This window comes from Microbulbifer elongatus (genome assembly GCF_020524885.1).
In the GTDB taxonomy this organism is placed as follows: domain Bacteria; phylum Pseudomonadota; class Gammaproteobacteria; order Pseudomonadales; family Cellvibrionaceae; genus Microbulbifer; species Microbulbifer elongatus_A.
In genome coordinates this window covers 339799-356924 of the sequence record NZ_JAIVKJ010000001.1, presented here as the reverse complement: position 1 = coordinate 356924, position 17126 = coordinate 339799, and the positions used below count along the sequence as shown (strand labels likewise).

The 17126-nt window shown below is 58.2% G+C and carries 2 protein-coding genes; both read right to left on the bottom strand.

Going from position 1 to position 17126, the window contains the following annotated elements; genetic code table 11:
- Positions 1–28 precede the first annotated feature (28 nt).
- On the bottom strand, positions 29–5215 hold the full coding sequence (locus LC059_RS01410; RefSeq protein WP_226702046.1) for an OmpA family protein: 5187 nt from the start codon (positions 5213–5215) through the stop codon (positions 29–31).
- Complete coding sequence (locus tag LC059_RS01405) at positions 5215–17055, bottom strand: DUF11 domain-containing protein (RefSeq protein ID WP_226702045.1); 11841 nt, start codon at positions 17053–17055, stop codon at positions 5215–5217. Before LC059_RS01405 ends, LC059_RS01410 begins: the two co-directional genes overlap by 1 nt.
- Positions 17056–17126: the final 71 nt, after the last annotated feature.

Genomic DNA, 17126 nt, shown 5'->3' with positions numbered 1-17126 from the left:
CAAGAGCCCGCGGCGCAGGCTCGTCCCTTTAGAATTTCCCCACCATATTGATAAAGACACCCTGACTGTCGTAATCCAGATCCGTCAGGTCGTCGGAGAAGTCGGTGAAGTTGTAGCCGATACCCGCCTTGAAGTTGCGCCCCATCTGTCGATACAGCGCCAATAGAGCACCGCTTTTGCGGTCGCCGGCATCTGGCAGGTCGAGCAGGCGCCCTTCTATGAGCAGGTCCCACTTGTTGACGAAGTGCCAGTCGGCGCGCAGTACGTACAGGTTCGCGGTACTGTCGAAGAATTCGGGGTTATCCCGCTCCATGCTCAGCTGGCCGAGGCGATGGGCGTACTTGGCGCCGATGGTCCAGCGCTGGGTAAGATCGTAATTGGTGTCGACCGAGAAGATATGGCTCTTCTGCACGAACTCGATGGCACTGCTGGTGCTGTTCGAGGTCACCAGCACCTGATCCGTGGTGGGCACATTGTAGAAGTAGGTGTACTTCAGCAACGTGTTCCAGCGGTCGTTGTACACCGGGCGATAGGCATAGCCCATCACGCCCTCGGTGAACTTGCCATCGTAGAACTGCCCCTGGGAACTCTGGCTGTCGGAGTAATTCAGTTTGCCGACCAAGCGCCAGTCCGGATTGATCTGGTAACTCAGGGTATTTTTCAGCAGCCAGGTTTTGCGTTCATTTTCCAGCACGCTCTGGAGATCGTCGTCGGTGCCTGTGCCCGATAGCGCCTGCATATTGTCCACACGGTATTCCACCGCACTGGACAGGCGCAGATCGCCGTCGTTGAAGCCCATGCTGGCGCCCATGGCGCGACGCTCGGTTTCCGCGCCGGTGCGCGGGTCTTCCAGGGTACCTGCTTCCAGGCTGGTGCCGTAATTCCACTTGTCGCTGGGTGCCAGATCCACGCCGAGTGCATGGGTAAGGCCTGTGGACACATCCCCGTGGGTGTAGCGCTCTTCTCCGTAGATACTCGTGGTATCACTGAAGCGGCTGCGGAAACCGCTGTTGAGGTTACCCTTGCGCGCGCGCACGCCGGTGTCGGTGCGCTCGTTGTCGAGGGTGTAATTCAAATAAAGGTTTGTGCGGTCCGTTACCAGGAAATCGGTACCCAGGCGCGCGGCGGTACCGGTATCCCCACCGGAAAGTTCGCTGTCGAGAGTCAGGCGATCGCTAACCCGGTAGGCGCCGCCGAAACCGACACGGTTGTTTTCATCCCGGTTACCAGACAACTCTGCCGTGCGCTGTACAAAACCAAAGGCGCTCCAGTCCGTTCCGGAATCATAGCTGGCCTGCACCGCCACATCGGTACGCTCGCCCTGCTTTTGGGTGATCGGCACAACGGGCGACAAGTCCTCGCGGGAATCGGAACGGGCCGCGGCGGCGAGACGCCAGCGTTCGCTCAGACGGTAGCCCAGCTCTACATCGGTGGCTTCGGTCTGCAGCCCCTGCTGCTGTTCACTGGTATCGGTTTTCAGGCCCACATCGAAACGCTCGCCGATGGGAACATTCACTGCGGCACCGTACTGTTCGGTTTCCCGGTTGGCAAGCTGGCCGGGTGCCGAGAAACCGGCATCGCGCTGCTGTGCATAGACGGTCGCGGAACCACGCGCACCTTCGAAGAAATCCCCCACCTGCATGGAGGCTTCAAACTTGCTGGCACCGGCCTTGGCGTTCGGGTCAAACGCGGACTGATCAAGACTGTTTTCAAAACCGCCCTGATTGAAACTGTAACCGCCATCGAGTGATGACAGGCTGTCGAGGGTATTGCCCTGGCTTTCCGCCACCTCCATCTTCATCCAGGTACCGGCAGTTTTGCGCAGGGTGAGATCCACACCGCTCAGGGACGATTCATTGTCTTCCTCATCCTGCTGGGTGGAGCTTACCCCCACGCGCACATGATCGCCTGCCCAGTAGTGGGCACGACCACCCACGGCCAGCGTGTCGAGATCGTCGAAGCCCGGGGTGTATTCATAGCGGGCCACCAGGTACTGCGGGTTACCGTTGTAGGAGCCATCCTGCACGATCAGGTTGTCGTTGGCGATAGCGGACAGCGGGCGGTTCAGCAGGATGCGCCCCTGAATGTAATCGACATCATAGTCGATCACCGGGGTGAGGTTTTTCACCCCCAGCACAATGCCGGAGTTTTTATCCCGCACTTCTACCCGCAGGCGCTCCGACCCGGTGAGGATATCCTGGTGACGCATATAGTAGAGGGAGCCACCGGTCCCGCGGAATTCATCGCGGCCGGCTATGGTCCCAGGCTCGGCACTGAAGGCATCGACCTGGAAACGTTTGTCGCCGAAGTCGGTGACATCATCCGTTTCAAAATGGAAATTGGCCCCGTAGAGCGCACGGTCGATATGCGCCAGTTCGTTATCGGTATACGACGCGTTGAAATTCCCCCACAGGCCGTAATCGTCGTAGTTCTCCAGTTTGATATAGAACTTGCCGGAGGTGGGCGCATCTTCCACTACGGTGGAGTCATCCCCGAAGGTCGGGTAATAAAGGTCACTGTCCAGACGGCGGAAGAGCGAATCCGGATTTTTTTCCATAAAGTTGGTAAACAGATCCTCTACCGGCCCCTCTTCCGTATCCGCGCTGGCGGAGAGGCGCCAGCCATCGCCGAAACTGCCACTGGTGTAGAACGCCAGGCGGCCATCGTAGCTGGCGGAATTGTCGTAATGGGTTTCGTCACCGGTGACCAGTGCCGCCGGTCCGTTGGTATCGTCTCGGGCGATGGTGAGGTCGGCGATGCCCACGGTAAACCAGTCATCGCGGGTGAATTCCAGGTCCCGCAGGAACAGCTCACCATTGCCTGCGTCATCCAGCACCGCCACTTCCACGGTGTGCAGGCCCTTGGCAAAAATTTCTTCGGCGACAAAATCGCCACTGCCACTCACCGGAACCTCGTGCCCCGCCAGCCACACGCTGTGGTTTGCCGGGATGTCCGAGCCATTGACCAGCACCGCATTGCCATTGACCGGAATATTCTGTTCAGCGAGGCGGTTTTCCCCGTAGCCCACCAACAGCTCTTTTTCCGTCGTGGTTTCCTGCAACTGCGGCTCGAAATTATCCACCAGCCACAGGGTCTGGGGGCGGGTCTCGTCGAAACGCTGCTTCCAGTCGTATACGCGCAGCACGTATTTCAGTTTTTTCAGCGGTGCCTGGTATTCCTCAAACGCCGCATCCCAGCTTCCCTCGCCATTCTGGTCCAGGGTAACCACAGCAAGTGGCTCGTCGCGCAGGGACTGTTCTTCTTCAAAAATGCGCACTTCCGCGCGAGTGATGAAGGACGGGTAGTTTGTGTAGCGTTTGAACTGTACCCGGCTATCGACAATTTCTGTTTCCGGGTCATCCGCATAACGGATGGTACTGGGGAAAGCGGTGACGTTCAGACGCGGTTGCATGGCCTGATTGTCAAAGCGGAACTGGATATTGGCATTCTCCAGCGCCACGTCAGTGCAGCGCTGCAGGTCCGCGGAATTCTTGTGCGGGTCGTACTCGGGGGCACCATCCACAGTAATACGCATCAGGTTCAGGGCGTAGGGGTTGTGGGCCTCGGCTTCTTGCTGAATCCGTTCGATTTCCAGGCGGTCCTTGTCTGCGAGCACAGCGAGTTCGTCGTACAGTACCTGTACTTCTACCCGCGCGCCGTCCATGTGGATAAACCCGGTCTGCACCACGTCTTTGGATTCCACAAAGCCGCGGCCTTCGAATTCCACCTGGGCGTCATCGAGATCGAGGTGCTGTTGCACCGCACGCATGGTTTTCTCCGCCCGCGCCGCAGAAAGGCCGACATCGTCGCCATAGACCATCGCCTCACGGCGCTCCATGCGCTGGTTATCGCTGTAACCGATAAAGCTCAGACGCACATTCTGCTTGCCCGCCACTTCGTCCATCATGCGCTGCATCTGCGCCAGCTGTGCACCGGATATCTGCGGATCGCCGCTATCCAGGAAAATAGGCTGGATATCACCTGTGGGAGACTCGTGGGCAATGGTAATGGTTTCCGCCGCGGCAGATTCCGGACAGGCTTGCAGGCCATCGGCCGCAGTTTCCAACAGGTCGTCGTACCAGAACTCCACTTCCACGCGGCGGTTCAGCGCGCGCCCTTTGGCGGTGTCGTTGGCGGCGATGGGCTGACTGGAGCCCTTGCCGCTACTGGTCACCATGTATCCCGGGAGGTTCAGCTGGTCGGCCACCGCCAGCGCCACCCGGCGCGCTTCGGCGCGGGACAATGCCATCTGGTCGTCGTAGAGTTCGGCGGGACCTTCCGGCAGCGGTTTGCCATCGGTGTGACCGACAAAGTGGATGGTGAGGTTAGGCTTCTCCACCAGGGTGTTGCGCACCTCCTGTACCCGGCGCACAAAGCCTGCGGGCAGGTCCACCTGGCCCGGCTGCAGGCGCAGCGGAGAAACCAGGTTTTTCAACCGCGCGCGCTTGTCGGAGCCGGCGGTATAACGGAGTTTACACACGGTTTCCTGGCGGCAAACCTGAACGCGATTGAGCTGTGCCGCCTCGGCACGACGCTGGGCGTCGCGAGCCTGCTGATCCAGTTCGAAATAGCGCAGCGTCACATCCACACGACGGTTCAGCTCGCGCCCTTTTTCGGTGATATTTTCCGTCAGTGGCTCACTGTCGCCGCGACCTTCAAACCGCACGGCGTCTTCCGGTAACTCCAGCGCGGTTTGAAAATATTCCGCAACCTGTCGGGCGCGCGCTTCGCTAAAGGCGACTTTATCCAGCGGCTCGGCCTGCCCTGCTTCCAGTTCTTCATTCAGCTCTTCATTCAAAGGATCACTGTCTGTGTGCCCCGTGAAAATCAGTTGCAGTTCGTGCGCGCCTTCAAGCCCTGCAAGTTTTTCCCGCAGCTGGGTAACCAGCTCCGGCGCGATCTCGTCGTCAACTTCCCGGTAAAGCAGCGGAGGCAACACGTTGCTTTCCACCACCGGCTCTTCCGGATCGATAAAGACCTCGGCGTCCTGTACCCACAACTGGCCGGCGGCCGGAATCAGGGTGGTCTCGGTATTACTGCCGAGCGGCTTGTTGGTGTAATCCCCCGCACTCTCCATTTCGGCGATTTGCGGCGAGAGACCGGGGATTTTCTGCCACCAGGAAATTTCGCGGTCATTCGCGTCCTGTGCCAGCGCTGCGGTACTCGCGAGCGCGGCAATGACTAATGCCAGCTTATTTTTTGAAGGACGGAACATCAGCGAGCTCCTCCCTGATCATCACTTCCGATCATTCGATTCACACTGCGTTTTAGCCCGTCCAGCACACCGCCGCGTTCGGGCGGCGCGCCACGGCGCCAGAAAATCTCGGTTTCAATATTAAGTGGGTAACAGCAATCCAGCGCCGCCCAGTCTTCTGCAATCCGGGCCTTGATTGTTTCAAGGCGCGCGTCTACCAGTGCGGGATCCTCATTCTCCGCCAAGTAAGACAGGCGCAGCACCGAAGGCGCCTCCTGCAGACGCTCCAGCAACAGCTCAGTGCGTGAGTGCCACTGCGGACGCAACTCGGTGGAGCCCGGCTCGAACACGGCTTCTGCGAGATCCAGACGCACTACACGATGCAGGCTGGTACCGAAGTTGAACTCCAGCATCTTGCCTCGAGTAGCGCGCTGTACCCGCGGGTTTTCCGTGGTCAGGCGGTAGCCGCTCGGCAAGCTGCGATCATCCAGCTTCAATACAAAGTTAGAGCCACGATCCGGGTTCGGCACTGCGGCACAGGTAATATGGAAACGACCGTGCGCGTCGGTGGTTGCCCTCAGTCCCTGCGCCGTTACTACCCGCGCACCGGCCACACCGCCTTCGCCACTATCCTGATAACCGTTCAGGTTTTTATCGTCGTACACCTTGCCGATAACATCGGTGCAGTCGAAGGTCGGATCGGGTACCACGCGCACTGTAGCGGAGGCTTCGCCGGAAGCCTGCTGTCCGGAAAGTTCGTTGAACATGCGTGCGCGGTTGATGTATTTACCCTCGCCCACACCGGAACCCACGACCAGCAGCAATTTCATGGTGCGGGTCTGTTCGCCTTCGACGCGCAGGTGCGGCCACTGCAGTTGCAGGCCCTCCACGATCGGCTCCAGCGGCTCACCATCCAGGTTCGCGGAACCGGCCACATACTTGAAGCCCGCCGGGAAGTAATCCACAAGCTGCAGATCCGTGAGCGGCACTGGCATGGTGTTGCTGAAAGTGATGGTGTAGGGCACCAGCTGGCTGCGAGTCACATTGGTCATGGCCGAGGTCTTGGTCAGCGCCAGCGCGCCCTCCAGCAACGGATCCAGGGCAATATGGTTGTTGTACAGCTGGCTGCTGCCCGGCTGGTTGGTATCGTCCAGATTCAGGCGCAGGTAGTAATCCGTCTCACTGGAACGGGCATCCATGTCGATGGATGGCGGCAGTGCTGTGAGCTGGATTTCACAGTGATTCGGTGTGCCGGGAATCACATCGGCGGCACTGCCCAAACAGGCACTGACATCGAAGCTTCCGGTCTCACTGCTGGTCTGCGGCGGAATGATCTGGGATGGGCCAGACGTATAGTCATCGTTAGGCACTTCCACGTCGATCAGGTAATCCATATTTACCGCGCACGCAGCACTGCTGAAGTTCAGGTCGAACTTGTAGTAGCCGCCCGACAACGTCACCTGGTTCTGTTGCGCCGGGTCCTCGAAGCAACTCTCCGGCACAGCCTGGCCACTGGAGGCCTGAAGCATACGCACGCGAGCACCTGCCACCGGTGCACGAAGTACGGAATCGTAGATCACTCCGTTGGGGGTAATCGGCAGGTTCAGGTTTTGCGGGTTGGCGCCAGAGCCTATGTAAATATCTCGGATATTCTGCGGGCCATTGGTGTAGTCAGAGCTCGCCATACCCAGAGATGCCGTGGACTCCACCGCGTTGGGTGCCAGATAGCGCAGCGCGTAACTGGCACCCGCCAGCTCAGCGCCCTCCATATTCGGCACAAGGCCGGCAAACTGGAAGTAGCCGTTTTCGTCGCTCTGCACGGTTTCCAGCAAGCCATTGTTGAAATACAGCTCTACGGTCCAGTTGCTCAGCTGACGCTCTTCACTGTCCGCGGTTTCACTGAAATTCACGTCGTGCCAGAGGTAACCAGAAAGGTTCGCAATACCCGGAGTACCGCCAATATCGATGGCCACCGTGGCCTCGTTATAGGCCGGCGGGTCATTCCATTTCACCTGCGCGGTGTTCACCACCGAGTAGCCCATTGCCAGGTTTTCGCCCAGCTTGGCTTCAAAGCGCAGGGTAATGGATTCACTCGGCTGCAGGTCACCGTAGTTGGTGCTGTAGTCGACGGTAATCAGCGAACCATCCACCATCACACCATCGGGCTGGCCATTCAGGCGCGCGGAATCTTCAACGTAAGTGAGCACACCCTCACCGGCCACCAGCAGGTCATCGTAAATAGTGACGAGGCTCGCGGGCACGGCGCTGATATTGGTCACGCGCACGATGTACTCAAGCACCTTGCCGGGCTCGGCCGCGCCACCGCCGATAACCGCCACTTCTTTGATGATGGAAAGCTGCTGTGCATCGCCAACTACCACTTCGGTAGGCTGGGCACCGTTGCTGCTGTTGCCATCTGCGTCGGTCAGGGTCAGCGGCAGTTCCAGGCTATAAATATTGCCCTGGTTGCTGATGATGGTGCCGCGTTCGGTATCCGCATTCACCATCACATCAAACACGATGGTGGCGGTCTGCGCGGTGGTAATGACACCCAACCCTTCTGTCGGCAATGGCGGCGTGAGGTCTTCACTGCTGATGGGAATGCCCGCCACCAATGGCGATTCGTCGCCATTGTCGGCCACGGCAAAACCATTCAGCAGGGTACTACCGGCCACATAGGTGGTGTATTCGGGCACCAGGTCCACAAGGCGCGCTTCCGTGGCATCCTTGCCGCCCATGTTGGCAACCGTGATGGTGTAACGCAGTACATCTTCCGGATCGACAATGCCTGCGGTCATATTGTCCACCACCAGCTCGACGGTTTTCTGTGCGCGGATCAGCGGCACATTACCAACGATGTCGATAGTAGGATCATCGGCCAATTCGGTGGTCGGATCGTCGGAGGGTTGCTCATCCAGCGGAATATTTTCGCCACTGGTATCTACGCCCGCGCCAACACCGTTGGCAAAGCCCTGGTTGGAAATTACCGTGCCGTCGTTGACGTCATTGATGGTCACATCAAAGGTGATGATCGCGGTCTGGCTGCCGGTACCACTGGGGTCGGCCAGCAACACGCCAACATCCGCACCGGGCGACTGAATTACCAGGGGCTGGGCCAGCGGCGTACTGCCATCCAAATCGTCCAGCACCGCACCGTTCAGGGTGGTGGAACCGGCAACGTACATGGTATTGGCCGGCACCTGGTCGCGCAGGCTGACCTGCTGCATGTTTTCATTGCCCGTATTCGCCACACGCAGCGTATAGCGCAGGGTATCACCGGGCATCAGGCTGTCGGGCTCACCGGTGAGATCCTCGGAGGTTTTCTCCAGCTTGAACAACGGCGCGGACTCGACGACGACTCGGGTTGGATCTTCATCGCCCGCCACTTCCGGGTCTTGCAGCCCGTTGATATTGGGATCGTCACTGACGAAGGTAGACTGACCGGGCAATTGCAACTGCGCCTGGTTCAGCACCGCGGTGCCGTTATCAATCACCGGCGCCAGCTGCACCTCAAATACGATCTCGATGCTGTCACCGGCTTCGCCAGCGGCCGCCAGGTTCAGCCCTCGAACATCCAGTAGCCCGGATGCATTGGTGCCACCCGCAGCATCGGTAGCACTGCTATCCGCGCCCGCTGGCAGGCTGACGATACTGAGCGTGCCAGACTGGAACGCCACCGCCGGATTGAGGCTGCCCAGGTCATCGGTTACCGCGAAATCCTCGACACTGACATCTTCTTCGTTGGTCAGGGTTAAGGTGTAGCGCAACAGATCCGCAGGCGAAGCGTTGATCGCCGGGCTTTCCGCGCGCGTAATGTTTTCCACCGATTTATAGAAGGCCACACGGGGCACCTGTGCGGTGGTCGTGAAGGCATCTTCGAAATCCACCACGCCCGGGGTACCATCGGTCAGTACACGATCGTAGACCCGACGCTGGTCAATATCCGCAGACAGGCTGTACCACTGGGTAGCGCCGGCAATATTTGTCAGCACCGCATTGTGGGTGGTGTCTGCATCCAGGTAGGCATCGTACGCGAACTGCAGGTGATGCTCGGCTGGCAGCGCCCCCGGGAGATCGGCAGAACCCATGACGGTCACTACGAGGGTACAGCTGTCCACATCGTAGCTGGTGGTGAATTCGCTGCCCTCACTCAGGGAAGCAACGGCATTGCCACCCGCATCGAGGATGTCCGCGGTGAAGTTTTCTGGAGGCGTGGTGCACATGCCGCCGGCTTCACCACCATCACTCTCTTTCGGCAGAATATCCGTCAGGGTCAGCTCAAACGCGTCACCCATACCAGCGTTGTAGACATCCAGAACAAAGCGGCCGGGGAGCCCCGCCTGCACATTGGCCGGGCCGGTTTTGTCCATCACCAGGTCCGGCTCGACGATGGTAAAGCTCACCGCATTGCCGCCACCCGAGAGATTGCTGCCGCCCTCTTGGTAGGTGAAATCCGCGGCGTTAACGATTTCCGTTCCCGCCACCGCCGTGGCGACATCCGCGACGCGCGCATAAACATCGATTTCCGCCACAGTGCCCACTGCAATGGATGCAATGTCAAACGTAAGCGTACCCGCAGCCTGATCGATCACGGGGTCGAAAGCTTCACCGTTCAGGGTCGCGCTCTCGAAGGTCATTATCTCGCCCAAGCTGTCGAGGGTATCGATCACCTGTGCATTGCGCAGCGCCACCGCATTGTTGGCAACACCCGGTACGGTGATGCGATATTGCACCAGCTCACCGATAGACGCGGTGCCATCAGCGGGAGAAATCAGGGCTTTTACGAGCGGCTCCACCACCGCCGCCGCTGTGCTCATGGCGAAGGGCACCGGCAACTCCACCGGCCCATATTTCTGGCCACTGGCATTTGGCAGTGACCAGTACTGATCGACCGCGAACGTATTCACCCAGGACTGGTCACCGCCGACGTCCTGATGGAAACCGATGTCGAAATCAATATCCACACAGAGACCGGCGGGCACCGGCGTGTTCAATACAAACACCATGTCGCCACCACGGGCAGCGGGCGCGGTGTAGGTATAGTCGCCATCCACCAGCGGCGTGCCGTCGATACTGACCTGCACATTGGCAATGGAGGTTTCATCCATTTCCATCGCCAGGGTATCGGTCAGCTGCAGATCGTAGGCCGGAGCATCACCACTGTTACAGGCGTGCAGGCGGAACTGCATGACGTCGTTGAGCAGATCGATATTACTGTAGGGGTTGGGTTTTCCGCTGCGCTCGGTTTTCTCCAAGCTGTCGATCACCGGCTGCAGCAGTGAAATCACCGCGCTGCTCTCCAGAGTGTCACTGCCGTAGGTCAGTTGCGCGGTATTGGTGAGCTGCTGCGCAGGCAGGTGCTCGATACCATTGTCTTCCGCAGCTTTTACCCGGTACTCGATCACCAGCGGCGCGCTGGCGGTGAATTCTCGGGTTACATCGTCAAGTACCCAGTCGATGACGCCTTCCGCACCCTGAGCCGGCACCGCACTCGCGGGAATATCCGCGTAATCAAACCCATTGCCCGCCGCGTAGGGGGCACTGGTATCCCCGTTGATACTTACAACACTGTCAAACACCATGCCCGCTGGCAGGGTGTCCTGCACCGCCACTGCCGGGGTAGTGCCGGCTTGCAGGCTCAGTTGCAGGCGATAGGTAACAAAATCCCCCACGCGCAGAGTGCCGATATCGGTTTCCGTATCGGTATCCTCTGCCACCGTTTTTTCGATAGCGGTATTGTCGTCGGTGATGATGCTCGCCTGTACCGGACCCACGCAGTAATCGTCCGGTTCTGTGACCGTCGGGCAGCCATTACCGTGACGCTCAAACACAGACTCGCCGGCAACATTCTCGTTCAGCGAGGTCCAGTCGAGGGTAATGCTGTTGTTGATGGGGTTGCCGAAAACGGAACGCACCTGGGCGTGATACACCAGCACCAGTTCACTGCCCTGCGGCAGGTCGAGGCTGTTATCGCCGTTGCCTTTACCCCACACCAGCGGGCCGAGGGGCGCACCAGTTGGCACCGGATTGAAGCCGGCAACATCGGCACCGTCGATCTGGGCGGTAACGGTAAAGCTGTCGTCCAGTTGCAGTTCCGGCGGCAGAGTATCCACCAGGTTCAGGTCGAACGCATCCGCGGTCGAGGCGCCATCATGGCGCACACGCACGGTGTACTCGAGCACATCGCCACCCAGTGCGGGTTGTCCGCCGTTGGTGAGATTGGCCACCTCTTTTTCCAGCAACAACAACGGCTCCACCACGGTGATGGCAGGCGCGTTTGCGGTAAGGGTTTCTGCCGCCCCCGTCTCCGGGTTCAGGTAGCTCAGTGTTGCACTGTTGACCAGGCTGTCGCCGGCGTCGGTGCTGGTGTCGTTATTGACCCGTGCGAAATACTGGATGCGAATGGTTGGCGTAATGTCGTTTACCGTCACATCGTCTTCATGTGCGGTATCCACGGTACCGATTTCCCAGGTCGCAGTACCAGGCGCTGTGGTGCCGTCTGCGGGGAAACTGGTAAATGCCGCTTCCGAGGGAACCTCACCATTGATGGCATCGATACCAATAAATTCGTAGGTGATGTCGTAATCACTGTTGTGGGTAAGCGCAAACTCGGTGCCGTTAGCATTCAGCGAATCGCTAATGGAAACCTCTGTGCTGATCCCTTCCGGCAGCTGGATTTCCAGCTGGAAATGCTTGTGCGCACCGATGGTCGGCACCACGGTATCGTCCAGATCCGTCTTGCTGAATGTCAGCGGCAGAACTTCGGTTTCGGCATCCGCGGTCGTTTCGTAATCATTGATCGCATCGGAGGGATCGTTCGGCAGCACACCAATACGCATACCGTCGATATCGCCATCGTTACCGATAGCGCCGCCGCTGTTCAGCGCGACATCAGTGCCGGGCAGAGACTGCCAGCGTGCCTGAATGGTATTGGGCAGGATTTCGTGGGGGCCAACATCTTCATTGACTTGCACTTTGAAGGTGAACGAGCGGGATTCACCTGCGGCGATGGCGTAGTCGGTATTGGCGCGATCCCAGCCGAAAATGGGTGCATTGGTATTTACACCATCGTTATCGCTATCGGGAGGATCGTTGCCGCCGATTTCACCCACGTAGGTATACTGACTATCCACAAGGTCATCCAGCACCTGCAGATTGTAGGCGGTAGCGGTTCCGATATTTTCAGCGGTCACAGTGACCGTGAGAATATCACCCGCATCAGCGTTGGAAACATCAAAAGCCTTCGTCAGCGTGACTAGCGGCTCGCCAATCTGCACTTCCACCTGTCCATAGTCGAGGCTGTGATCGGTGCCAGACTCGTCACGCCATTCCAAGGTGGCATTCGTAGTCGGCACGCCGTTGATCAATGACGTCCCATCGTTATTGTCCGCGCTATTCTGCACTCGCGCGGTAAACTTCAATTCAAACGTATAGCGAGTCGGGTCGCGATCTGCGGATGGATTGGAAAGTACTACATCCCCAAAAGACCACTGCACCTGGTTATCAGTACAAACTGGCGTTACATCTCCCACATCGTTGAGATCCGGACGCTTGAAGCCCGCCGCGGTCCAGGGTGCGTCATTGCTGAGGTCGATGGTGGGCGCGTCGGTACAAATTAACCCAGCCGGCAAATCATCGGTTACCGTAAGTGCGCGCAGCTGCGCTACCGGAAGTTCGGCAGTGAGCGTATATTCAATTTCCTCGCCAATTTTGACTTGCTGAATACCGCTAGCTGCCAGTGGCGTATCCGATAGACGACTAATCGTTTTTGGTTCGGTAACGGGCTCACTGAAGGTGATAGAGGCTTGCGCTTGTGTATCGGTATCTCCGGTTGCGGGATATACACGCGCGCCGCCGAGTTCACCACTGCCCGGCGTCACTACGGTCTGACTACCATGATCGTTATCACTACTACCTTCCAGGGAATCGTAATAGGTAACTTCCACGTTGTTTGTCAGTGTTTCAGCAGGGGCGATTCGATCGTCCGGATCCACGCGATAATACAGGTGCACGCTTTCGCCCGACTCCAGGCGGCGCAGACCTGCGCCATCGGCACCCTGGGTATGTGAAAAGGTAATGGTTGTCTCATTACCATCGTTCATCACGTTACCAACAATCTGACCTTCTTCACCGGGCTCATCGATAGTGCCGTCGCTGTCATTGTCGATCCCGTCGCTATCCAGATCTTCAATAAACAGCAGGTCCGGGAGGGTATCGACAACGGTCAGGTCATACACAGGCGGTCGAGGATGGCCATCCGCACTGCCCTCACTGGTGACAGTCAGGCGATAGATGTAGTCATTGGTGGTCACTGCACCCTGGTAATCGTCGGTCCAGCCAGCACCACAGGCACCGGTTGCCGCATTAAAATCAGACGCCGCACAGATTTCTTTCACCACGTCGATCTGCGGCTCGGTAACCACCACATCAACGCGACGTATGGGCTCTTTCGGGTAACCAACGGTTTCGCCACCGCCGTAGCTACCGAATTCGTACTCTTCCCAGATCCCCGTGTTGTTGTTGAAGAAAACCCCTTTGAAAGAAGAGTCGAGCACGTTGGCGCTGTCACTACCGTGGAGGTTCGGGGCCGCGCGGTCATTTTGGCTTTTGTTCAGCAAACGGTTGGTATTGTTGATCGTGAACCACTGATCAATATCAATAACGTAGTCGCTATTAGGCGCACCGCTAAAGCCAGATGCCTCGGTACCAGTAAAGCGCCAACCAAACGGAGTGAGCTCACCCAGCACAGAGGTAGACGGGTCGTTGGGTGCCTGGGTGGCACCGGCGATTTGTGACGTGACCAGCGGCGCGGTGCTCGAAATATAACCCTGCCCGTCCGGAATCAGATCCAGCACCTGGATATCACGCACCCCGATAAAGTTGAAGCCGCGTGAATCAAAACCAAACCAGCCGCCGGTCTGGATACGCACGGTACACTCTTCACCGATCTGCACGTGTTCTGCGGGCTTGGTCTGTCCGGGGAAGGTATCGGCCGCCGCACGGGTCACGGCCGCGCTGTTTTCATTACAGACCCCGAGATCCGGCAGCCCGCCAAAATTTCCTGAGCCGGTATCCCCGGCGGTTACCTGGTCTTTCTTCAGGTTGAAGCCGATACCGCGCGACCAGTGCGCATCCAGGGAATAGAGGTTGCCACGATCCACTTCACCATCCGTGCGGACATTGCCTGTGCTGCCCGGTATCGGGAACCACAGGGGGTTACCGTTGGCAATCGCCGTGGGATTATTCACGGTTACAGAGGCAATACTGCGGTTGCCGCCGTTATTTACCTGATTGACATTCACTGTCGGGGCGTTGACCTGGGTAGCAGCAATGGTGAAATCACTGAGGGTGAAAATTTCGCCCACCACATCCGCACGGAACGTAAGGTCATCCGCAGTAATTCCCGCGGCATCCAGGGTCTTGTTAACCTCAAAATTGAACGTCGCACTACTGCCCGCAGCCAGCGCCGCATTCAATTGTGCGCCCGTGGGCTGGCACTGATATACGGTACCGTCGCTCGGCAGCAACATGTGCATCTTGTTGACTTCATCGGGGGCGGGATTCACCGCCCACACCTTGTAAGGATCCGGATGCCCCATCGGACGACCATTGCCGTCTGTGCTGGTCGGGGAAATAGGGGTCACTGCACAACTGAAGCCCGCCGGCGCCGAACTGCTGACCACATTAATGGTCGCACCGAAACTGATATATACGCGGAAATCCCGCGCCTCATCGCCGCCCCGGTTGGTCAGGGTAACGGACAGCGGTGTCGTCTGGTTTCGATCGTTGGTGAGAATGAACGTCGGCTCGTTGATGTTTACATCAAGTTCCTCCGGGGAAAAATCCACCGGTGTGCCAGCGTCATTCGCGGCAAAGGTATCGTTCCGCCCGTTGCCGGTCATCGTGGATTGCAATACGCCTTGTGTATCACACAGGGTTTTGACCTGCACTTCGAGGGTATTATCCAGTGCCGAGAAAGGGCTGAGGTCCGGATCGGTTTTCTCAGAAGGACGCTGGTAGAGATTGGTAAAATCGTTTTCTTCCAGAACGTCCAGATCAGCGGCGCGGTCGAAGTAGTCCTGATCTTTCATGACTACCGCAAAGCGAATCACGATCACGTCACCGTGACGCATCAGGCCAGTGCTTTCTTCCGATTGATCGAGGTCAGAGTCGCTAGAACTGCTAAGTAGTTTGAATTGTGGCTCTGAGTTGTTGAGGTAATCGCTCTCGTTGCCAGAAGTGCCCGGAATCGGACCGTTGGCATTGACCCACTCAAGGGTATCCACCCGCCCCTCATAACTGCCATACAGGGAGAACGCATTCTCCAAGGTCGGAGCAAAACTCGGATCCACCACATATTCACTGGGTAGCTGATCGCGCAGATGCCAGGCCATGCTCGAGTCGAACCAGACGGTACCGCGGCCTTCGTTGCGCAGGGTAATGGTCATCAAGCCGCGCGTGCCTACTGGACCATTGCCGGTGATACCGGTCAGCTGACGCTCTACTTGCAGCGCATCGGCGCCACCGTTCAGACCGTAGTAGGTGTCCAGCAACGCCGTCTCTGTCTGGCCGGAGGCAATACCACCGGGAGGCGCTTGCACGGCACAGCCGAACTGCACATCTTCGAAACTGTTGGTTAATCTTCCGGCGGTACAGGAGCCATCATCGTGAATCTTGCCGACTACGTAGAGGTTGATATTGCCACCCGTGCGAATATCGATGGCGTCTGTGGAGGTACCGGGGGTTACCGCATCCACGGTGGCCGCATAGGGCGAAGGGATATTGTCGTTATGACCAAAGGGCGCACCCAGGTCCCAGTTACTCAGCACCGCACCGGTAACCGCATCGGTGGCCACACAGCTTGAACCACCCGGCAGGGTACCGTTCTGGGCCGCGATCGCATTCGCCGCCGCCGCCGTAGGACACACATAGTTCGCGTCCATTACATCCGCACGACTCAACAAGTCGTCAATCCGCAGATCCTGCAGCGGCGCGTCGCCGGTGTTTTCTACGTTGATTCGCCAGACGATGTCATCATCGTTGTGTCCGAAAACCTGATCACTGCGGGTGCCTTCACGCTGGCCACTGTCGTAGTTCCAGCCCTGCTTGTTGAGGGCAATGCCCGGCTGGCGGATATCGACGCCGGCGCTGTGCTGGCCGTCGGGGCGATCGTAGTTCTGCCAGAAATCGGTAGGGAAATTATCCGGATCCTCGGACCCATTACAGCGGTTCCCGCCGCAGCCGTCATACCAGGTATTGTCACTGCGGAAGTTTTCGCGTTGACCGGGATTATCGTTACAACTGTCAGCCATTGCGTAGCTGATGGTAGCGGTGGCCTGTGGGGTGGTGTTGTACAGGTCTTCCGGAGAATTGGTCGGGCTGCGGTGCACCGGGATACGCAAGGTAACGGTATTGCCCGGTGGCAAATCCGACATACCGTTGACAGAAATGGTGCTGTTACCACTGAGCGTTCCGCCCAGCGGCAGTGTTGCCGCCACACCGGTATAGAGCTCCAGACCATCAGTCAGCTCGATAGTCAGACCACCGGAATTGCTGAAATTGAGCGACGGGTTCGATGAGCCGTAATCGGCATTGCGGCGGGTTTGGGTGCGCGTATCGCCATTAATGGTGACCACGCGAGTTTCATAGGGCTGATCGCCATCAGAGGCATTAGTACCGGCACGATAGGGGTTGGTAATCTGGACCTCTACGTAGCCATAGCTACAGAAATCACAGTAACTGTTCTGCACGGTGACCAGATTGGAAGGCGGGTTCTGCTCGCCGACCACACACATATTGGTATACGCAGCAAATACCTGCCCCGACGACAGAAATAGCGCAACTGACAGCAGCCACCGCACTGAGTATCTCAGTGCTGCAAGTGCATTTCTGAATGATTTTCGCCCAGTTACTTCAGACTTCATCGCGTTCC